This window comes from Williamsia muralis NBRC 105860 (assembly GCF_001598915.1).
GTDB classification, from domain to species: Bacteria; Actinomycetota; Actinomycetes; order Mycobacteriales; family Mycobacteriaceae; genus Williamsia; species Williamsia muralis.
Genome location: NZ_BDAP01000001.1, coordinates 45,918 through 65,389, shown reverse-complemented (window position 1 = coordinate 65,389; position 19,472 = coordinate 45,918). Strand labels below are relative to the sequence as shown.

Below are 19,472 nucleotides of genomic sequence, written 5' to 3'. Positions count from 1 at the left end.
CGCAACCTCCATTCAACCGGGGACGAGCACGTTCACAGTTCCTTGGAAGATCGCCATGAGTGTCAACGGCTTTCCCGTCCCGTACGTCGCGGCGAGCAGGTAGCCCATCGCACACTCCCCCGGTGATGGTTTCGAGTCGGAGCCGCTTCCCCAGAGCGCCGTTACTCGTGTTTGTTCTGCAACGAGTTTGCCGACCTCGGTGGATTCGGCACTCCGGTGCCCGCGTACCAGGCAATGACTCCTTCGGGTCGCCGGCGCAAATACCCAACGCCCAGGAGGGCCGGAGATCTCGATCCGATGCGCTCGACGCCAGGACCCCTTGAACACCAGCAGTTCATACCGAACCTCGTCAAGGGTCAGGTTGTTGCGGCTGGCGTCGTCGTCGACGGGCAGGTTGATCGACGCGGTGGGAATCGACTCGCCACTGACCACAACCCGGCCGTCGTCACCACGATCCAACAAGACCAGACCGTGGTGAGAGTCCACCAATTCCTGAGTAGGCATAGCCCATGCTATGCCGAATGATGTTGTTTCAGCGCGGCTTAACTCCACCGGTGCGGCCTCAGGAGTTCACTCGTTCGAACGACGCGAGAGTCATCCGGATCCAGTAAAGGCCCCAACGGGAGCGGCGTCGACAGTCCTCTCAATGACTGACTGTTGCCAAGCCGATGCCGCGATACTTTGATGCCCGGAGGAGGAGATACCGACATGGGGCTCATCAGGTCATACACCCGGTTCAGCGACGCTGAGCTCCACGAGATCTACCTTCAGGATTCGACCGAGGACGTCGTCGGGTTCGTCAACGATCTCCGCGATGCTGATCCGACCATCACGGTGAACATCGACAAGGCTTTCGAGGCCCTCGGTCTCATGTTCGACCGCTCCGGACTGCCGGTGAATCCTGTTATTGGTCAGGGTTCCATGCCCGGCGACATCAACTTCAGTGAGGGCATCCCCAACTACATGAGCCCCTCGTATGTAGCGGCTACGCGAGACATTCTCACTCACATGACATTCGACACCCTGCTCGAGTCCATGACGATCGCCGACCTCACCGATCAGCGCATACGTCCGTTCCTGAACTGGCGCGACGAGAACATCGACTATCTGCGATCCAAGTTCGCGGTCATGGCCGAATTCATCATCCGGGCGGCCGACCTCAACAACCACGTGGTCCTGGAACTCGGCTAGCCACCCACGGCAGACATCGCGGGCTGTGACGAGTGGGGGTTCTTTAACGGCTGGTCGCGTTCAGTGCCCGAGTGGTCCCCGGCACAGCCGCAGGCTGACGGAATCAGTTGCGCCGCGCCACAAACGAGTCCCACCTTCACCGCAACGGAGAGTGAAGAGCTGGTGAAGTCGACGTTGATGACTCCCGGGGCCAAGACGACGAACCTAGGGTCAGGTTCATGAAAAGAACCATGACAAAAGCGTCCTTGGCTGCTCTCACCGTAGCTGCGGCCGGTGTGCTCAGTGTGCTGGGAGCTCCTGCTGCGTCGGCCAATTCGTTCTCCACGAGCACACAAGGTGGAACCGCCAGTTACAACGACGGTGACGATCAGTTCTGCGCCTTCGCCTGGAATACCGAAGGGGTACGGACTGTACGGGTGACGCTGACCGCGATCAGCCGCTCGGGACCCGGACACGACTTCACCGAGCGAAACACCTACGCCGGCGGCGGCGCGGGCAACACCTGCCGCAGCCTGGCCACCGCATACGAGGACACCCAGTACAAGGCCGTGATCCGTGGTTACTGGGGCGAGAAGGGCACCACCGAGACCAAGACGGTCTACTTCTACAGCTGACGCCGGGCGTACGTCGACGCCACAATCTTGAAAATCCTTCGGAGCCGCCATTCGCACCACCGATGCGTTTGGCGGCTTCGTCGACCGGCCGCTCGCCATGCACAGGCCCTATAAGTCCTTGCCTGTCGGCTTTTGCCCGAACTACTGTGCTCAGTCATGCACAGGACGAGCCATGCCTGAACTGGTACTCCGGCGAGCCGAAGAGCGGGATACGGTCCGGCTGGTCGAGGTCTGGCGCGCCGCAGTAGAAGCTACCCACCACTTCCTCTCCCCCTCGGATGTCGACGGGTACTCAGAGCGTCTCGCAGCAGAGTTCTTTCCGATGGTTGAACTCGTGGTCGCCGAATTGGGCGGCCGCGTGGTCGGTTTCAGCGGCACCACCGACGGTCGGCTCGAGATGTTGTTCGTCGATCCCACAACACACGGCCGCGGAGTGGGTACAGCTCTGCTGGATCGAGCCCTTCAGGCGCAGGGCACCATCGATGTCGATGTGAACGAACAGAACCCGGACGCAGTCGCCTTTTACAAACGACGCGGATTCGAGCAGACCGGGCGCTCGCCGCTGGATTCGGACGGCCGCCCGTTCCCCCTTCTACACTTGCGTCGCACCAATGGTCCAGACACGAGATCAGACAGCGACGTACAGCAACCCTGACAAGGGAGAGGAGACCATGACCACGCCGTCCGCCAAAGGAACTCCCGGTATCGATCTGCCCGACCACCGGGGAAGAACGGGGCTCGACCAAGCAGGTCGAGACCTCACCGGCAACAAGCGCGTTGTGGTCCGCGACGTTGAGCTGTCTTCGCAGGGTTGGCATGTCCTGCGACGCACGACTTTTGACTACCAGCGCCACGACGGCGAGTGGGTCACCCAACAACGGGAAACCTACGACCGGGGCAACGGCGCAACCATCTTGCTCTACGACAACGCACGGGGTGTGGTGCTGTTGACGAGGCAGTTCAGATTTCCGGTGTATGTCAACGGCCACCCGGACGGCATGCTGATCGAGACGGCGGCCGGACTGCTGGACGACGACGACCCGGCCACCGCCATCCGACGCGAAGCCCACGAGGAGCTCGGGGTGAGGGTCGGCCCGCTGCACCACGTGTTCGATGTGTTCATGAGCCCAGGGTCGGTCACCGAGCGCATTCATTTCTACGCCGCGCCCTACACCACGTCCGACATGGACGGCCCCGGTGGAGGAGTCGCTGGGGAGGGCGAAGACATCGAACGGCTTGAGATCCCATTCGCCGATGCGCTCGCCATGATCGCCGACGGCCGCATCGCAGACGCCAAGACGATCATGTTGCTTCAGTGGGCAGCACTCAACGGCGTGATCACGTCCCACACAAACGATCAGTAGAGGTGTCCGACGGCTCGTTGCTTGAGAATGGGGCGCCGTCCTTGGGGCGGGGTCCGGCAGTCTCAACGTCCTCGTTTTGCGTCGTACAGCGCCGCGTCCGCCTGCTCGAGAAGGTCGGAAATGGTTGTGGCACGGGCATCTTTGGTGGCGATTCCGACACTTGCCTCGGGGACCGCGGATCGGAGCTGCTCGATCACCTCTGCTGCAGATGTCTGTCCGACACCAGCGATGAAGAGAGCAAACTCGTCGCCACCGAGGCGCGCGAGAACAGCGCCTTTCGGGATCACCGAGCTCCACTGCTGCGCATACTCGATGAGTCGCTGGTCGCCTACCTGGTGCCCAAGAGAGTCGTTCACATTCTTGAAGTCGTCGATGTCGAATACCGCGACCGTGATGGTCGCGTGGGTTGACCGTGCGCGCGCGAGTTGTTCGGTGGTCGCGATCTCCCACCCAGCCCTGTTGAGCACGCCTGTGAGTGGGTCGGTGCACGCGATGGTGACGAGCGACCGAGTCACCAATCCGAAAGATTCTGCCGCTCCGACGATCGCAACGGCGAAAATGACGTAGGTGATCCCTAGTTTCGCCGCTGGTCCTATTGCCAGTGCCGCCACGGTCGCGGTCGTGAGTAGTCCGACGAGCACCGCCGCGAGCTTGGGTGCATAAAAGGCCCGCAGGTACATGGCCAGGAACATCACGCCAATCAAGCAAGGGAAGTCTGCGACGATTGAAGTGTGATAAGCGATTACCATCGGCGTGCTGATCATGGCGGCGGCGATCGCCGGAGCCAGCCTCGCTCGGCTGACGGAGAGGTAGATCAGTGCGCCGGCACCGAGTACGACTGCGATGATGCCGCCGGTCGTGTCCGGAAGTTGTGACCGTCTCGGTGATATCAGCGTCAAGAACACCCCGACGAAGTACAGGAACGTCGTGGCGGCCAGGTAGATGCGGAGTACACGGACCTTCTGTTCGCGCAACATCTGGCCGGCTGATCCGGACACGAGAGCGAAACGGTTCACGATGACCCCCAGCCTGTTCGGTTCGTTCCCGCCAGGACGACGTTATCGCGGAAGCGAGTCCGGTGCCCGCGACACGGGCGGCCGCGAGTTCGCGACGGACAGGTGCAGACCCGGAATCCGCGACGACTCTGGGAGTGACCGAACAGCTCGACTCATACGGTGATCGTGTGATGCCGACCCAGCGGCAACATCAACGGCTTCCCTGATGTGGGATCGGTGATGACCTGACTCTCCAGACCGAACACCGCGCGAACGGTGTCCTCGGTGAGAACCTCTGCGGGTTTCCCAGCGGCATGAAGTGTTCCGTCGGCCAGCGCGATCAGGTGGTCGGAGTAACGGGCCGCCATGTTCAGGTCGTGCAAGACCATGACGATGGTGGTGCCGCGTTGCTGATTGAGGTCGGTCAGGAGATCGAGGACCTCGATCTGGTGACTGACATCGAGAAACGTCGTGGGTTCATCGAGCAGCAACAGATCGGTGTGCTGGGCCAGGGCCATTGCGATCCACACTCTTTGGCGTTGTCCGCCGGAGAGTTCGTCGACCGGCCGATCCGCGAGAGCGGCTGTCTCGGTGGCATCGAGAGCCTCTGCGACCGCCGTATCGTCCTCTTTGCTCCACCTCGCGAACATGCCCTGATGTGGGTGGCGACCACGTCCCACCAGGTCCGCCACCGTGATGCCTTCGGGCGCGATCGGCGATTGCGGCAACAGCCCGAGCGTGCGGGCCAACTGCTTGGCGGGAGTCCGATGTACCTCTTTGCCGTCGAGGACCACGCGGCCGGTGCGGGGCGCCAGCAACCGCGACATCGACCGCAGCAGGGTCGATTTGCCGCACGCATTCGCCCCGACGATCGCGGTGACCTGCCCCGGGGGGATGGTCAGGTCGAGCTTTTCGATGACGTTTCTGTTGCCGTACCCGAGTGTCAGATTCTCGATGGTCAGCGAGTGTGTGGTGGTCACAGTGAGCCGCCTCCGCGGTTGGTGCGGATGATGAGGTAGATGAGGTAGGGAGCGCCCATCACACCGGTGATGACGCCCACCGGGTATCGCGTGTCGAGCGCGAACTGACCGACAAAATCCGCCACCAGTACAAGCAAGGAGCCGACGAGCGCGGACGGGATGAGGAGCGAGCCGTTAGGTCCGACCAGCCTGGCCGCGATCGGACCGGAGAGGAAAGCGACAAATGCGATCGGGCCGGCGGCTGCCGTGGCGAACGCGATGAGCCCGACTGCGGAGACGATGACGATGAGTCGGGTGCGGTTGACCCGCACCCCGAGTGCTGACGCGGCGTCATCGCCGAGCTGGGTCATGGCGAGGTTACGAGTCTGGCTCAGCAGGATCGGGGTGAGCACCACCAGGGCGACGAGGACCGGGATCGTCTCGGTCCAGGACGTTCCGTTCAGACTCCCGGTCAGCCAACGCGTTGCCTCCTGCAGATCCCACTCGGCAGCCTGGTCCAGGAGGTAGTCGGTGATGCTGAGGAGCATTGCGGCAAAACCGATTCCGATGAGGATCAGCCGGGTGCCCACCACGCCGCTCTTGAACGACAGGACATAGATGAGCACCGCGACCGCGAGGCTGGAGACGATCGCAAAGATCGAGACCTGGGTGGCCCCGAGTGACAGGGTCACGATTGCAAAGGTGGCCGCGGCGCTCGCACCGGCGCTAATACCGATGATGTCCGGACTGGCCAGCGGGTTGCGCAACATGGTCTGAAAGGCGATGCCGGAGAAGCCGAAACACAGACCAGCGGCAACCGCGAGCACAGCGCGAGGCAGACGCAGTCGTCCGACAGTGAATGTCGCACCCTGCACCTGTTCGCCCAGAATGACTTTCAGGACGTCGCCGGGTGGGTAGTACGTGTGCCCCACCATCAGGCTGACCGCGAATCCGATTGCGATCAGCACGGCGAGCACAGCGATCACGGCTTGACGCCGACGTCCACGGCTCTGCCGGCTCTCGGCGATCGACTCTGCTGTCACGACAGGCACACTCACAACGTGCCCACCTTCTGGCGTCGCACGATGTAGATGAAGAACGGTGCACCGATCAGGGACGTCAGAATCGCCACGTCGATTTCGGCGGGACGGGCGATGATTCGGCCGAGCACATCGGCGCCGGTCAAGAGCGCGGCGCCGGTGATCGCCGAGAACGGCAGTAGCCAGCGGTGGTCGACACCGACGATCAGCCGGCACGCGTGGGGCACCAGCAGTCCGACGAACGCGATCGGACCGGTCACGGCAGTCGAAGCGCCACAAAGGATCACCGCACCCAGTGCCGCGCCGCCGCGGACCAGGGCAACACGCTCACCGAGTCCGGCGGCCAGATCGTCTCCCAACGCCAACGAGTTGAGACCACGCGCGGACAACAAGCAGATCAGGAAGCCGACGGCGAGGAACGGCAGCACACGTTCGATGCTGTCGAATGTACCGCCGCCGACACCGCCCACCCGCCACGATTGCACCACATCGGCAGTGTCGTTGCGGCCCAGCACAAGTGCGGTGACCAGGGAGAGCAGAGCCGCGGATGTCGCGGCCCCCGCCAACGCGAGCTTGAGCGGGGTGGTCCCGCCGCGCCCGAGTGATCCCACGGTGTAGACGAAGATCGCTGCGAGAGCAGCACCGACGATGGCCACCCAGATGAAGCTGGTCGATGACGTGAGCCCGAAGTAGGAAAGACCGATGACCACGGCGAGCGAAGCCCCCATGTTGACGCCCAGAATGCCCGGGTCTGCGATGGGGTTTCTGGTCACGCCCTGCATGACCGCGCCCGAGACGCCGAGGGCGCCACCGACGATCATCGCCAACAGCGTTCTCGGAATGCGCTTTTCGACAGCAGCCTGCTCGATGCTCCCGTCAGTGCCGTCGAGCGCGCCCATCACGTCAGCCCACCCGACAAACCTCGAACCGACCTTGACCGACAGGATGGCCAACACCACGAGCACTGCGACCGCGATCAGCAGCCACAGTGCTCGAACCCTTCTCGGGCGCCGCACTGCGGCGGCGCCCGAGAGGGCTGGAGAGGGTTCAGCCTTGCGGAGTCCGCTAGGTGTCGCCTGCTTGTCCGTCGTCACGACTTGTGAGTCACTGAACCTTGTCTGAAGCCTGCGCGAGCATCGACAGGTAGTCGTCGAGGACCCATGAGATCGACAGCGGTGTCGGGTTGGCGGCAGTGCCCAGAGGGTCGCTGCTCGGCAGGGTGACGATCGCGTCGGAGGCGACAGCCGGCATCTTCGACAGCAGCGGGTCGGCCTTGAGCGCGTTGACGAGGTCGGCGCCGCCGTAGGTGACGATGACGTCGACGTCGTTCAGCGCGTCCACCTGTTCGGCGCTCTGCGACAGCGAGAACTTCTCGGTGCCGGCCGACGCGGTCGCGATGCTCGGCGGAGTCGCCATTCCGAGGTCTTCGAAGAACGCGGCGCGGGTGTCATGCGTTGTGTAGAAGCTGACTTCGCTGAGGTCGGTTGTGTCGACGTGGGTGAGGAACATGACGTTCTTGCCCGCGATCTGCGGATGCTCGGCAGCTGCGTCGGCGATCTCCTTCTCGAGCTGGGAGACGAGTTCTTTGCCCTCGTTTTCCTTGCCGATCGCCTTGCTGTTCAGCTCGATGGTCTCGCGCCACGGTGTGCCCCAGGCGGTCACCGGGTAAGCGACCACGGGAGCGATCTCGCTGAGGGTGTTGTAGTCCTCCTGCGTCAGACCCGAGTAGCCGGCGAGGATGACGTCGGGCTGCGTGTTCGCAACAGCTTCGAAGTCGACGCCGTCGGTCTCGTCGAACAGCACCGGCGTAGGTGCCTTGAGTTCTTGGAGCTTCTCCTCCACCCATGGCAGCACGCCGTCACCATCGTCGTCACCGAAGTTCGCCGCCGCCATACCGACCGGCACCACTCCGAGGGCCAAAGGCACCTCGTGATTGGCCCAGTTCACCGTCGCGACGCGTTCGGGCTTCTCGTCGATCGTCGTGGTCCCGAGGGCGTGTTGGATGGTGATCGGCGTCCAGTCGCCGTCCCCCGACCCGTTGTCGTCGGACGACGACGAGCACGCTGCGAGCCCGGTGGCCAAAAGCGCGGCCGCAGTCAATGCGACCAATCGTGATGCGCGAGGCATGGTTCCCTTTCGATCGTGATACCCCATTCCACCGACCGCGGCGGCGCCGAGGATCGGTCACCGAACGTCCGCGCGTGTTCATCTGTGGACAGCAGCGGGACCCTGATCGGAGAACGGATTAGGTTTGCCTAAGTAACGTTAGGGTCAGCTGTGCAGGTTTGCAATCGAGCAAATGCGACACCGAATGTCGCGAAACGGACATGTGGGCTGCGTCGAGCGCGTTGATGGATCGGTACTGAGCGGCGCTGACGTGACACCCCTTGTTCGGCCAGTGCGACGGCGCGTGCGCAGAGCTACACGTTCGTCGGCCATTTCGAGCAGCTCGGCGAGCTTGCGTTCGAACCGGCCCTCGGTGGGGCGTGAAGACGTCTGACACTGTCCTGGTTCAACACACGTATCCGTCATCGCGCGAGTGCCCCACCGACACAGCGTCAAGTTTATATGACACAACATAGGATGTCTGCGTAACCTGGTGCACCGCAACATGTTTAGCCACCAGTTGCGAAACGTAGCCGGAGATTGTCTGCTGCAGGGTGTCGTGCAGTCGAGGCGGGGCGGGACTTCCCAAGGCCCAAAGCCGCACTTACCTGTGGGCCGTCGCAGTGGAGGTAGCTTCCGTCGCCGTCAGCGATGGCGGAAGTAGCCCGGCAAACAGCGGCCCGCCGGCTCGCCTTCTTCTGCTCACAAAGTGCGGTCGAGGCGTGAGATCTGTCGCCGTACCTAGATAATCGATTATAGGTGTACAGTCGATTATATGAGGCAGGCTGAGACGCCAGAAACACCTTCGTCGAAAACGTACGAGTGGTTGCGTGCGGCCGTTTTGCACGGCGATGTGCCCCCCGGCGGCGCACTGAAACCGCAGGAGCTCGCCGCAGCGAGGGGCGTGAGCCTGTCGGTGATCCGAGAATGCCTGTTGCGCCTGGTGGGAGAAGGCCTGGCGGAGCGACTGCCGAACCGCGGATTTGTAGTTCCCCAGGCAGGTGATGGCCGGTGGCAGGTTGTCGCGGAGGCGCGGTCGGTCGTTGAGCCGACCATGCTGCGAATGTCGATAGAGCGTGGTGATCTTGAATGGGAAGCACGGGTGAGCGCTGCACACCACCGCCTGGAAAACACACCCGGATACGAACATGAGGACGACGTCCACTACTCGGACGCATGGGCGAGTGCCCACTACCGCTTCCATCGGACGCTGCTCGATGCGTGCGGCAACGACGTCCTGCTGGACACTTTCGATCGGCTGTGGACTGCGAGTGAACTCTCTCGCCGCTGGTCAGCGTCCAGCCACCGTGATCGCGACGCGCTCACCGAACATCGACAGCTCAAAGAACTCGCTATGAACAAGGCTGGCGAAGCGGCCGCCGCTGCCCTAGCAGCCCACATCATCGGAACCACCAATGGCCTCGATAACCCAAGGAGCACAACATGATGCATGCCACCGAGACGTTTGAACCCACATCGCAGCTGGACCTCGGCGCTGTCCGCGATGCGGCTGCAGCTGTCACTGCGGCCCACCTGTTCGTATACCTCGCCCCCGAGTCCGCCGACGAGGCGGCCAAGCTGGGTGTGACCGAGAGAGGGCCCCGCTACTTCGCATTTCGATCTGCCGCTCTCGGCGCGGTTCCATGGCAGGTAACCGCGGCGACGTTCTATAACTTCAGTCCACGAGCGGTCCAGGCCATGACGGGTGTCTGGGACTACGCGTCGCCGCAGCAATGGCAGGCCGCCCGCTTTCGCGCGGTCGACCGAGCCATGCGGCGGGCCGGTGTGACCCTGTCTGCCCGCCACATCGCCGAGGCCCGATCCCTGCTGGACCTTGTCATCGAAGCCGCCGACTTCGCCGGCAAACCTCTGGCGGCCGCGAACGCGGCGGTTCCGTTGCCGTCCGATCCGCTGCTCGCGTTGTGGCAGCAGATCACCGTAGTCCGCGAATGGCGCGGGGATGCGCACCTCGTAGTGCTCGCCGATAACAACCTCGGACCCTGCGAATGCACCGTGATGCAGGGCGCGACCGGCCGCGTCCCAACCGCGCTCTTGCGAGCAACCCGACTGTGGAACGACCACGAATGGGCAGCCGCGGCAGCGTCTCTCACCGCAAAGGGGTGGCTCAACACCGACGGGACAGTCACCGAGACAGGCACCGCGGGCCGCGAACAAATCGAGATCGAAACCGACCAGCATTGCGCGGCCCTGTGGGCACCGATCGGAAGTACCGGTACCCGACGAATGGCCGAACTGATTACCCCGATAGGCAAAGCGTTCGCCGCTGACGCACCGTTCTGAGCATCCACCGGGCGGGTGGGCCACGTGCGCGACGTGATCCCCGCGACTGTGCGAGACGGGTTCAGCTACGTGGCGCGTGAAGACGCTTGGAAAGACCAATCGTCGGCGCGGCGGGTGGCCACACTGAACGCCGCTGAGCCGAGGACGGCGAAGGTGACCACGATTGCGAACGGGACGACAGTGAGGAAGAGCCCGAATCCTGGCATGCACAGCTCGGCGTCACACCGGAATTGGTCGCCGTACTCGCGGATCTGGGTTACGGAGAAGGCGAGCGTGATCGCCCAAATGATCGCGAAGGGGACGGTCGCAGCAACACTGCGGCCGGACAGGCGCAGCCCCGTCGTACTCAGCAGCAAGGCACTTGCCGCGATTGCCGCGATCATGTGGAAGTCCGCAACAAGGCGGGCTTCCTCCGTAATTGTCTGCGTGTGCGAACCAAAATAATAAGCAACCAGCACCCAGGGAATCATGATGGTCGCGATCACGTGGAGAACCTGCCACACGCGCCGGAGCGTCCCTGGGCGCTCGCGGTGATGGTGCTCCATACGCGCATCCTGTCACGAGGTTGCCCTCGTGATCGACCGAGCGTTCATGTCGTAGACCTAAGTACGACGGCCCCACCAGCACGTTGTCGAATTAACGTGACATACCGGTATCTCTTCGGCGTAACAGATTGTGACTCAATCTTTTTTCGTCACCAGTGACGAAACACAACGCGAACGCGTGTGTACTCCAACCACTGATCAGCGCGTACAGCAGCCCCGCATCCACTACACGCGTGATGAGTAGGTTGGATGAGGTCGCACGTCCGGTGGACCTTGCCGTCAGACGTCGTGTGTGATTGTCACGCTGATCGCCATCGCAGTCGCGACGTCCTGGGCGCGGCCGGCTGATGACGCGTCTGGTCTGGGCCGTCAACGTGACAAACCGTGGGTCGATCTCCTGCTCGGACGTCCCGCTGTGTGCCAAAATGCCTTCGTGTTCAGCACATATCCGATGGATCGCGTGACCAGGCGTGTCATGACATGGGCAACTGTCGCGCTAATTGTTTGGATGCTCGGTTGTACTGGCTCGGCAACCGCGGGCCCGTACCCCGTGGTGTTGTCGACGACGCCTGCCAACGGCGCCACGATCGACGTCGCCCCTTCAGAGGTGGCAGTTACTTTTTCCAAGGACATTGGGCCAGATGTCTTCTTTCTGACTGTCGATGGGCCCGGCATCCTGCAGCACCCCAGTGGAGCGGTCACCCGATCCGGCCGGACAATGAGCCGCCCGTTCGTGACATCACCCGTGTCGTCACCGCAAGCACCGGCAGACCGCTACGAAGTGCGCTACGAAGCCGTTCTGACCGGTGGGGACCCCATTTCCGGCAGCTTCTCCTTTCTCTTACGACGGCCTGGGCCGGCGCCATGGGATCCATCAACGTCCGCTAGCCCAGGATTGACACTCTCGCAGGCGTCATCTGATGAGGCCGACACATCCTCAAAACGATTGCCGTGGGTAGCTGCGTCCGTGGCGACTTCGGTCCTCGCTGTTGCCGTTGCCGCATACCTACTTGTCGCCCGCCGTCGCAACCGTTGAGACCATGCGGGCTGGATTCGCGTGGGACGATCGCGAGTCCCGATGAGTTGATTCGGGATGCCGATTGCGTTCCGGGTGCACCCCATGGAACATGAAGTAGTGAGCGACTACGGGTTTGGTCTCATGGCCCGCCGGCAGATCCTGACAGCAACCGCAGTCGTCGTCGCACCCTTGCTGGCCGGTTGTGGACCTGACTACATAGAATCGCCCCCTGCCACACCAGTACAGCTAGAGGTTCCGGCCTGTGTAGGCAATTGGGCGCCGCCACCATCGCGGATACCCGATGGCTTCGTGCCCGTTGAGGCAATCGTGTGCGGTGAGAAGATTGTTGGCAGTCCGCGCGAGAAATCAGGCCGCCCATACCTGTACACCCGGTACCGCGGCGACTTCACAGCCGTGGTCGCCGACTTCGCTCGTAGAGACCGCGAACAGGACAACACGTGTGACGCGTCGACAATGCGTCTCCCAGAAGTTTGGTTGATCAACTCCGGCGGACTCGGCTTGATACCCCGGTTCCCGAAGGACGAGTGCGGCACCCACAACATCAAAGCCCTCAACACCCTGATCGAATTGCCAGTCGTTGAACAACGGCGAGTTGGCTGACCGCCTGGATGACAGCGGAGCTGAAAGACCGACCCACGTTGAACGAGCCGCAGCCAGCTAACCCTAGGCACTAGCACCTCGTCATGTTTACTTGACATAGTCTATCTTCCCGGTGAACCGGGGAGCACAAGCGATTCCGCCTTCGTTGCGATCCACGGATACGTCGCTTTCCGGATCTCGACATGCGCGTGCACCGTCGAACATAATGACCACATGGTCATCGACGATGTCATCATTCTCGAGCGACAGTTGTTGGAACCGGAGACGCGGTGCTCGGCACATCGGATCGACGAGCTGCTCGGATAGTGACTTCCAAGAAATTGGCGCCTCTGGCAGGCTATGGACGCGGGCCGAGATCATCTCGACACTCGTCGCCGAGCCCGACGGCCAGCACATTGAGTGCTTTGGTTTCGTCGGACGGGAAATCGAACCCGGCCTTGTCCACTTGACATACGAAACCGATCGAGCCGGGCGGCATGCAATGCGCAGCTCCCTCTGGCGTCAGTCAGATGGTGGCTGGAAGTTGTTGTTTCATCAGGGCACTCTCGTCTCGTCCACGGAAGCCCAAGTGCGTCACCACTGATCAATGGATCTCCCACACGTGACCCATTGTTCCTGCTGGCCCGACGCGCAAGAGGAAAGAAGGGCAGACGCGACGAACCCGCACGCCACGGTGATCGCAGAGCGGGTCAGCATGCAGGCAGTATTGCACTACGCCGGACGAGCAGCACGCGCCCCACCAGCAGGTGGTCAAGTTCACTTGACATCAATACGGATTCCATCGATGTAAGCAAGTGCAGTGCAATGCATTACGTCACCGCTGATATATCGCATCCTCGCCAACCTCCACATGTACCTGATGTTCTGGGGTCGCTCTGCGCTTCACTAGTGGTGTTCTGCATCTCGAGGGTTGAATAAGCCCGCAACAGATTGCAGCGCAGGGCGATCGGCGTGATCGGGCTAGCTTTGAGAGTTACCGGGGTCGCCTACCAGTTTCGGCGCGACGCATATCAGCAATAGCTGCTGCACCTACCACATGCTGATTGGGCAGGCCCCCAGAGGATTTCGAGCCAGTTGCTTGAGCCGATGCAGCCTCGACGTCAGGCTCGACGACGACGGGTGCCGATGCGCTTATGATTGCCATCTGCTTACAACTCGATGAACTGGAAAGCCAGCGTCGGGGTCGACGGCGACAATGTCTAAGTCCTGTTGTGCAAGTAATCGATTGATCGTATCGGCGCTTGCTCCGATGCCAGCCCAATGCTGATCGACGTCCGACGCAATGCACCAGGCGTGATCGGCCGGCCACACGAATGCTGCTGGGTTGTATCCGGTTTCGCGGACACCCCACTGCCCGAAGTCGGACAGAGGACCGTGGAGTAGGTAGTAGGTCCGGTTGGGAATGTGCATCCGCGCGCTCTGCCGCATGAGGTCGGAGGTATTTGGCCACCCGTCCCAGATCGCGAAGTAACAGTCATCTGGGGCGCTGGTCGCAGAATGCAAGAGTTTGCAGAGTCTTTCGACTTTGGCCTGGTCGTTTGAGGGCCCATCAGGTTGGTCGTCGGTGTCATCGTCGTCGCCGATCGGATCAGGCATAAAGCGCAAGCGAGCATACGCATCAAAACCTGCCGGCCCGAACACGGCGAGGTCGTACCACTCGAGGACGGAGTTGACGATCCAGGCGGCTGGGTCTGGGATCGCGCACGAGTTCAGCACCACAGATCCATGACACCACATTGGCTGGCCACCCACCCTCGCCAGCACGTTGTCGACTCCACCCGACATGATCCGAATTTCGTCGAGACCAATATTCCCACAGAATGTTTCGCAAGGCCTCCTAGTACGACTAGCTCGTTGTGTCGAGGTCGACTAGTAGTAGTTCTTGGCGCAATTCGCCGGGCTCGCGCTCGTGCGGTCGGTAGGTGTGTAGTTGGACTGGGGGCTGCGCGAGTTCGTAGAACCATTCGGTGCCCGCGATGGGCTCAAGATTCGTGTATTGCCGACTGGGGTCGGGGTTGTCGATGTTTATCGCGGGTCGGTGATCGAAGACTATTGAGGCCAGTTGCATTCGTGTCACGGTCGCTGCGGTCATCGAGCGAGGTGGCAGGCCTCGGCGGTCTGGGTCTTCGTGGCCGGCCCGGCCAGTGATGTGCACAGCACCAGACAGGGTGATGTTCTCGGGCACCGAACCATAGACGCGACAGTCGATCTGCACCTCACCAGCGGTTGCAATCGCCGGCAGTATCGGTTGCTTTTGGCCGGATATTGGGGTGGTTGTTTGGTCATGTCGAGCCTGCAACGCGGCGTCGAGGCGCCAGTCTGAGCGCAGACCGGCCCACAGGTCAGCAGAAGTTGAGTTCCAGGAGAGATGCCATTCATCGCGCTCGCCGAGCTGAGGCGGCGGCTGTTCACGCCTGTAGTTGAAGATCGCGGGAAGAATCATCAACCGCCAGTATGCGACATAGCGCAACGGCCCGGCCGGCCGGTTTCGACGTGACACCAGATACTTCCCGGCCCAGTGTCGGCCGAGCTTGCGCCATCGTTGCCTACGCGAAATAAGTTGTCTCGCAGCGAGACACGTATTGTGAGACATGCCCATCTTCGACACAAGAGGACAGCGATGACTACCGACGTACGTGACCGCGTCACCAAGGTTGTTCAACGACGCCTGGTGAACCCGCTGGCTACACGATTGCCGAGCCACACGCTCCTGGAGACGACCGGACGCAAGTCGGGTCAACCCCGCCACACACCCTTGGACGGCAGCCGCGTCGGCGACCAGTTCTGGTTCGTCTCCGAGTTCGGCGAAAACTCGCAGTACGTCAAGAACATCAAGGCGAACCCCGCCGTCAGGGTGCGACTCCGAGGTCGATGGCACAACGGCACAGCTCGCCTCATGCCCGACGACAATCCCCGCACCCGATTGCGCCAGCTGCCGCGAGCCAACAGCTTCGCGGTTCGGACGTTCGGGACCAGCCTGCTCACGATCTGCGTCGACCTGACCAATTGACGCAACCTGCCGTATGCCGCCTGCCGCGGACTATTCGCTACTCCCGCGCAGACTCCCGCGTCATGACGGCCGCTGGGGTTCGCCCTCCCTCCGGGATTCAGCCAAAACATAAGCGCTCCACCAACACAGCTCGGCGAGAGCGCGAGGTTGGAACCCTTGACGGCTCACTTGCATTTTGCAAGTATGGTTCTCATGAGCCTCTTCATCACCTGCCCCGTCGAGAACGTCGAACGCACGACCGCCTTCTACACGGCCCTCGGATGGACCCTGAACGCCGAAATGTCCGACCACAACGTGTCGTGCTTCGCGATTGCTCCCGAGCAGTACGTAATGCTCGGCAGCCGCGAGATGTACGCGAGCGTCGGCGGTGTCGAGGAGCTTGTCGGCGGACCCCAAACCCCCTCGAAGGTCACGGTTTCGTTCGACCTCGACAGCCGCCAGGCGGTCGATGACCTCGTCGAGCGCGCCGCCGCGGCCGGCGGGCGAATCGGTGACACCGACGACTATCCCTTCATGTACCAGCGCCAGTTCGACGATCTCGACGGCTACCACTACTCGCCGTTCTGGATGAAGCCGGACGCCGATCCGGCCACGTGAGCGACCTCGCCGCTGCCCTCGACATCATCGGAGCACGGTGGGCCCTGCTCATCGTGGAGCGGCTGCTTGACGGGCCACAGCGGTACGGCGATCTGCAGCGCGACCTCGGCGTCCCGACGAACATGCTCGCAACCCGCCTACGTGAGCTCGAAGCGGCCGGCGTACTGACCCGTCTTCCCCTCCGGCACAACACCCGGGCTTACGCGTTGACCGATCGCGGGCTGGCCTTGCGCGAAGCGATCGATGCGCTAGGACGCTGGGGCAAGAAGGACTCGTAAAGGGTGTCGCGGCAACGCGATTCACTCTGACAAGTCACCAGTCAAGTCGCGCCTGCCACAACGGATCCGGGCGTCACCGCATGGACTATCCCGACACGCCGCCATTCCCGAGTAGGCGACAAGCTCAGCCCGCGTTCAATCTCGCTACCGGCTTGCTGCGAAAGGATCTGCGGGCATAGCTACTGGGAGATTCGCCCGTGTACCTGCTGAATGCGGTGCTGAATGCGCTGGCTGAGCCGTAGCCGACCCGACGCCCCACCTCGTCTATTCCCAGGTCGTCATTGCGGAGGAGATCGCGTGCCACCGCCATCCGCCATGCCATCAGGTACTCCATGGGAGGCATCCCCACATGTCGAGTGAACCTGTCGAAGAACGCAGATCGCGACAAGGTCGCGACCTTGCTCAATTGAGCGACCGTCCAAGGCTTGTCGACATGCTCATGCATCTGATGGACGGCGGGGGCGAGTTTGCGGTCAGCCAGGCCGCGGAGCAGTCCAGGGGGCGTCTGTGAGGTGACCGTCGTCCGCAGTGCTTCGACGAGTAGTACCTCGACGAGCCGGGCCAGCACCAGCTCACGCCCCGGTCGCTCGTGCAGGGCTTCGTCGGCCACGAGCGAGACCAGCGGCTCAAACCGTTCGACTCCACGCACGTGCACGACCGCCGGGAGCAACGAACTCAAGAGCGTCGCGTCCGGCGAGTCGAACACGAAGCTGCCTCCCAGAATCCGTACCTCGGGTTCCTGCCCGTCTGAGTAGTCCACATCCAAGTCGTCGCCGGTCATCTCGCGCGGGTCCATCAGGACGGGCTCCACGTCGTGAAATCCCGTGAAGTCGAACGCTGGAGTGGTCGGCAGCAGAACAAAATCGCCTTGCTCCAGGACGATCTCGGGCTCGTTGGCCACCGCCAGTCGGCAGCTGCCCCCCAGCACAATGCAGAACCCGGGCTGACCGAATGCTGTGTAGCGGACGCCCCACGCGCCGGCCCCGGAGATGCGCTTGGAGAACACCCCCTGAGGCCGCAGCATCTGCACGACTTCGGATAGAGGATCGGTCATCGGGACTCCCATGGGGCTGCGGCATTCTCGCGAGAAACCGGACTATCAATAAACTACTTCGGGCCATAAACTATAGATGGTCCTGTTTAGCAGCACTAGTGTCGAAGACATGAAAACAATCCTGATCACCGGAGCCTCCTCCGGATACGGCCTCGAGACCGCCCGCTACTTCCACTCGCAAGGGTGGAACGTCATCGCCACGATGCGCACACCCCGCGAGGACATCCTTCCAGCATCCGACCGCATCAACATCCTGCCGCTCGACGTGACAGACGCCGACAGCATCGCCGCCGCGTTCGCCGAGGCGGGCCCCATCGACGTCCTGGTCAACAACGCCGGAATCGGATCTATCGGCGTGGTCGAGGCCACTCCGGTGGACAAAGCGCGCGAATTGTTCGAGACGAACACCTTCGCCGTCATGGCCACGACCAAAGCAGTCATCCCCCAGTTCCGCCAACGGCGCTCGGGCGTTGTGGTCAACGTGAGCTCCAGCGTCGTCCTGGGCGCGATGCCGCTCACAGCGATGTACAAGGCGAGCAAAATGGCCGTCGAAGGCTTCACGGCGTCGCTGGCACTCGAACTTGCCGCGTTCGACGTCCGAGCCAAACTCGTCCAGCCCGGCTACTGCCCTACAACCCAGTTCACAGCCAACGGCGGAGACATCAGCGGCTTCCTCCCCGACACGTACGCCGACTTCGCCGGCCCGATCTTGGAGGCCTTCAGCGTGCAGGGCAATGTCACCACGCCTCTCGACGTCGCCGAGACAGTCTGGCGCGCTGTCCACGACACCACAGGCACCCTGCGCTTCCCCGCCGGCCCCGACGCCGTTGCTCTGGCACAAGCACACTGACAGAACCGGAGTGGGCCCGGCCGAACGGGAACAACCTCTCGTTCGGCCTCCCACAGTCAGTTGACGCGTACCGCTGTCAGTGGGCCCGGAATCGCCCTGGGCTCATCCCGGTGACCCGCCGAAAGGCCGTGCCGAATGCGCTCGCCGACCGGTAGCCGACGCAATAGGCGACCTCGTCAATCGCCTCGCCCCGGGCCAGTAACTCGATGGCGTGCTGGGCTCGCGCCGTCGCGATCCATCGACTGAACCCGACACCGGTTTCGGCGTGGAAGACCCTGGTGATGGTGCGGGTGCTGACACCGAGTCGAACCGCCCACTGCGCCAACGTGGTCGAATCGCTGGGGTCGGCCCGAATCGCCGCGACGATCGGCGACAGCAGCGCCGCCGTCGGCACTCGCAGCGACACCTCGTGCCTCGCGGGGGCCAGCACGTCGAGCACCATCGCCTCTGTCGCCGTCCGCGAGGCGAGGTCCAGCCCGTCGACCGTCAGCCGATCGAGCAGCAACAACAGCAACGTGGACATCTCCACCGCCACCGGCTCGGCCGAGATCGACGGAGCCGCACGGAAACTGAACTGCGCGGCCCGCAAGGTGATGCCCTCCGGTGTCCATCCCGAATGTCGTACGCCCGCCGGCACCCACAGACCCACAGACGGCGTAATCGCCCAGATCCGTGATCCGATGGTGGCCGTCGACGCTCCCCGCTCCGTCCAGAGCAGCTCATGCGTGGGATGGGAGTGCTCCTCCCAGAAGGTGTTACGCGCCATCACCTCGTAGTTGCCGGCGATCACAAACGGGACGTCGATGGCACCAGCCTCGTAAACCGGGAGCATTCGTTTGTCGACCGCTTCCGCAACCGGGGCGTCGGGGCGCCGACGTGCCTTCGCCGTACCGGGCGGCAGATCCTGGATGGTCATGGCAGCCGGGCCA

The 19,472-nt window shown here is 62.7% G+C and carries 21 protein-coding genes; 11 read left to right on the top strand and 10 right to left on the bottom strand.

Annotated elements, in window-relative coordinates:
* Positions 1–12: 12 nt before the first annotated feature.
* Positions 13–504, bottom strand: a complete 492-nt coding sequence (locus WIMU1_RS00315; protein ID WP_147431444.1) for a hypothetical protein — start codon at positions 502–504, stop codon at positions 13–15.
* A gap of 204 nt (positions 505–708) precedes the next feature.
* On the opposite strand from WIMU1_RS00315, the gene WIMU1_RS00310 reads away from it, so the two are divergent.
* The 4 genes from WIMU1_RS00310 (at position 709) to WIMU1_RS00295 (ending at position 3,169) form a co-directional block, all read left to right on the top strand.
* Positions 709–1,191 (top strand): DUF1877 family protein, encoded by a 483-nt coding sequence (locus tag WIMU1_RS00310; protein ID WP_062794671.1) that lies wholly within the window; start codon positions 709–711, stop codon positions 1,189–1,191.
* 218 nt (positions 1,192–1,409) lie between these two features.
* Positions 1,410–1,805 (top strand): hypothetical protein, encoded by a 396-nt coding sequence (locus WIMU1_RS00305; protein WP_147431445.1) that lies wholly within the window; start codon positions 1,410–1,412, stop codon positions 1,803–1,805.
* A gap of 172 nt (positions 1,806–1,977) precedes the next feature.
* On the top strand, positions 1,978–2,460 hold the full coding sequence (locus WIMU1_RS00300) for an acetyltransferase (protein WP_062794669.1): 483 nt from the start codon (positions 1,978–1,980) through the stop codon (positions 2,458–2,460).
* Between the two features lie 16 nt (positions 2,461–2,476).
* Entirely contained in the window at positions 2,477–3,169 is a 693-nt protein-coding gene (locus WIMU1_RS00295) for an NUDIX domain-containing protein (protein ID WP_062794668.1), read from the top strand.
* Between the two features lie 62 nt (positions 3,170–3,231).
* Here the strand turns inward: WIMU1_RS00295 and WIMU1_RS00290 are convergent, their stop codons facing one another.
* From WIMU1_RS00290 to WIMU1_RS00270, 5 genes are all read right to left on the bottom strand, one after another.
* The gene (locus WIMU1_RS00290; protein ID WP_245969192.1) at positions 3,232–4,185 is read right to left on the bottom strand and encodes a GGDEF domain-containing protein; all 954 of its coding nucleotides are present in this window, start codon (positions 4,183–4,185) and stop codon (positions 3,232–3,234) included.
* A 152-nt stretch (positions 4,186–4,337) separates the two neighbouring features.
* Positions 4,338–5,144, bottom strand: coding sequence for an ABC transporter ATP-binding protein (locus tag WIMU1_RS00285; protein WP_062794667.1), 807 nt, complete (start codon positions 5,142–5,144; stop codon positions 4,338–4,340).
* Positions 5,141–6,181 carry a FecCD family ABC transporter permease gene (locus WIMU1_RS00280; protein WP_211339040.1) on the bottom strand — a complete coding sequence of 347 codons (1,041 nt, stop codon included), beginning with the start codon at positions 6,179–6,181 and terminating at the stop codon, positions 5,141–5,143. The genes WIMU1_RS00285 and WIMU1_RS00280 overlap by 4 nt, the downstream gene beginning before the upstream one ends.
* Entirely contained in the window at positions 6,178–7,179 is a 1,002-nt protein-coding gene (locus WIMU1_RS00275; RefSeq protein ID WP_062794666.1) for a FecCD family ABC transporter permease, read from the bottom strand. The genes WIMU1_RS00280 and WIMU1_RS00275 overlap by 4 nt, the downstream gene beginning before the upstream one ends.
* An 88-nt stretch (positions 7,180–7,267) precedes the next feature.
* A complete protein-coding gene (locus WIMU1_RS00270; RefSeq protein WP_062795623.1) occupies positions 7,268–8,290 on the bottom strand; it encodes an iron-siderophore ABC transporter substrate-binding protein in 1,023 nt (340 codons plus the stop codon).
* 754 nt (positions 8,291–9,044) lie between these two features.
* Between WIMU1_RS00270 and WIMU1_RS00265 the strand changes: the two genes are divergently transcribed.
* Together WIMU1_RS00265 and WIMU1_RS00260 are read left to right on the top strand one after the other, a co-directional pair.
* A complete protein-coding gene (locus WIMU1_RS00265) occupies positions 9,045–9,716 on the top strand; it encodes a GntR family transcriptional regulator (protein WP_062794665.1) in 672 nt (223 codons plus the stop codon).
* The gene (locus tag WIMU1_RS00260; RefSeq protein ID WP_062794664.1) at positions 9,713–10,570 is read left to right on the top strand and encodes an SCO6745 family protein; all 858 of its coding nucleotides are present in this window, start codon (positions 9,713–9,715) and stop codon (positions 10,568–10,570) included. The genes WIMU1_RS00265 and WIMU1_RS00260 overlap by 4 nt, the downstream gene beginning before the upstream one ends.
* Before the next feature lie 65 nt (positions 10,571–10,635).
* Here WIMU1_RS00260 and WIMU1_RS00255 read toward each other — a convergent pair whose 3' ends face one another.
* A complete protein-coding gene (locus tag WIMU1_RS00255; protein WP_245969193.1) occupies positions 10,636–11,055 on the bottom strand; it encodes a hypothetical protein in 420 nt (139 codons plus the stop codon).
* Between the two features lie 511 nt (positions 11,056–11,566).
* On the opposite strand from WIMU1_RS00255, the gene WIMU1_RS26855 reads away from it, so the two are divergent.
* Positions 11,567–12,151 carry a copper resistance CopC family protein gene (locus WIMU1_RS26855; RefSeq protein ID WP_147431446.1) on the top strand — a complete coding sequence of 195 codons (585 nt, stop codon included), beginning with the start codon at positions 11,567–11,569 and terminating at the stop codon, positions 12,149–12,151.
* A 1,734-nt stretch (positions 12,152–13,885) separates the two neighbouring features.
* Here WIMU1_RS26855 and WIMU1_RS26560 read toward each other — a convergent pair.
* Positions 13,886–14,473 carry a hypothetical protein gene (locus WIMU1_RS26560; protein WP_245969194.1) on the bottom strand — a complete coding sequence of 196 codons (588 nt, stop codon included), beginning with the start codon at positions 14,471–14,473 and terminating at the stop codon, positions 13,886–13,888.
* 901 nt (positions 14,474–15,374) lie between these two features.
* On the opposite strand from WIMU1_RS26560, the gene WIMU1_RS00235 reads away from it, so the two are divergent.
* The 3 genes from WIMU1_RS00235 to WIMU1_RS00225 all read left to right on the top strand — a co-directional run bounded on the left by WIMU1_RS00235 (position 15,375) and on the right by WIMU1_RS00225 (position 16,639).
* Entirely contained in the window at positions 15,375–15,764 is a 390-nt protein-coding gene (locus tag WIMU1_RS00235; RefSeq protein ID WP_062794660.1) for a nitroreductase/quinone reductase family protein, read from the top strand.
* 192 nt (positions 15,765–15,956) lie between these two features.
* The gene (locus WIMU1_RS00230) at positions 15,957–16,361 is read left to right on the top strand and encodes a VOC family protein (protein WP_062795621.1); all 405 of its coding nucleotides are present in this window, start codon (positions 15,957–15,959) and stop codon (positions 16,359–16,361) included.
* Positions 16,358–16,639 (top strand): winged helix-turn-helix transcriptional regulator, encoded by a 282-nt coding sequence (locus WIMU1_RS00225; protein WP_062794659.1) that lies wholly within the window; start codon positions 16,358–16,360, stop codon positions 16,637–16,639. Before WIMU1_RS00230 ends, WIMU1_RS00225 begins: the two co-directional genes overlap by 4 nt.
* Before the next feature lie 124 nt (positions 16,640–16,763).
* Here the strand turns inward: WIMU1_RS00225 and WIMU1_RS00220 are convergent, their stop codons facing one another.
* Entirely contained in the window at positions 16,764–17,693 is a 930-nt protein-coding gene (locus WIMU1_RS00220) for an AraC family transcriptional regulator (RefSeq protein ID WP_062795620.1), read from the bottom strand.
* A gap of 109 nt (positions 17,694–17,802) precedes the next feature.
* Between WIMU1_RS00220 and WIMU1_RS00215 the strand changes: the two genes are divergently transcribed.
* Positions 17,803–18,543 carry an SDR family oxidoreductase gene (locus WIMU1_RS00215; protein WP_062794658.1) on the top strand — a complete coding sequence of 247 codons (741 nt, stop codon included), beginning with the start codon at positions 17,803–17,805 and terminating at the stop codon, positions 18,541–18,543.
* A gap of 76 nt (positions 18,544–18,619) precedes the next feature.
* Here the strand turns inward: WIMU1_RS00215 and WIMU1_RS00210 are convergent, their stop codons facing one another.
* Complete coding sequence (locus WIMU1_RS00210) at positions 18,620–19,459, bottom strand: helix-turn-helix domain-containing protein (protein ID WP_084247911.1); 840 nt, start codon at positions 19,457–19,459, stop codon at positions 18,620–18,622.
* Positions 19,460–19,472 lie beyond the last annotated feature (13 nt).

Excerpts from the sequence above, each read along its gene's own strand:
- WIMU1_RS00300 (WP_062794669.1), top strand. The coding sequence starts at position 1,978 with ATGCCTGAACTGGTACTCCGGCGAGCCGAAGAGCGGGATACGGTCCGG.
- WIMU1_RS00265 (WP_062794665.1), top strand. The coding sequence starts at position 9,045 with ATGAGGCAGGCTGAGACGCCAGAAACACCTTCGTCGAAAACGTACGAG.
- WIMU1_RS00260 (WP_062794664.1), top strand. The coding sequence starts at position 9,713 with ATGATGCATGCCACCGAGACGTTTGAACCCACATCGCAGCTGGACCTC.
- WIMU1_RS00235 (WP_062794660.1), top strand. The coding sequence starts at position 15,375 with ATGACTACCGACGTACGTGACCGCGTCACCAAGGTTGTTCAACGACGC.
- WIMU1_RS00220 (WP_062795620.1), bottom strand. The coding sequence starts at position 17,693 with ATGACCGATCCTCTATCCGAAGTCGTGCAGATGCTGCGGCCTCAGGGG.
- WIMU1_RS00270 (WP_062795623.1), bottom strand. The coding sequence starts at position 8,290 with ATGCCTCGCGCATCACGATTGGTCGCATTGACTGCGGCCGCGCTTTTG.
- WIMU1_RS00310 (WP_062794671.1), top strand. The coding sequence starts at position 709 with ATGGGGCTCATCAGGTCATACACCCGGTTCAGCGACGCTGAGCTCCAC.
- WIMU1_RS00230 (WP_062795621.1), top strand. The coding sequence starts at position 15,957 with ATGAGCCTCTTCATCACCTGCCCCGTCGAGAACGTCGAACGCACGACC.
- WIMU1_RS00295 (WP_062794668.1), top strand. The coding sequence starts at position 2,477 with ATGACCACGCCGTCCGCCAAAGGAACTCCCGGTATCGATCTGCCCGAC.
- WIMU1_RS26855 (WP_147431446.1), top strand. The coding sequence starts at position 11,567 with ATGGATCGCGTGACCAGGCGTGTCATGACATGGGCAACTGTCGCGCTA.
- WIMU1_RS00215 (WP_062794658.1), top strand. The coding sequence starts at position 17,803 with ATGAAAACAATCCTGATCACCGGAGCCTCCTCCGGATACGGCCTCGAG.
- WIMU1_RS00315 (WP_147431444.1), bottom strand. The coding sequence starts at position 504 with ATGCCTACTCAGGAATTGGTGGACTCTCACCACGGTCTGGTCTTGTTG.
- WIMU1_RS00210 (WP_084247911.1), bottom strand. The coding sequence starts at position 19,459 with ATGACCATCCAGGATCTGCCGCCCGGTACGGCGAAGGCACGTCGGCGC.
- WIMU1_RS00305 (WP_147431445.1), top strand. The coding sequence starts at position 1,410 with ATGAAAAGAACCATGACAAAAGCGTCCTTGGCTGCTCTCACCGTAGCT.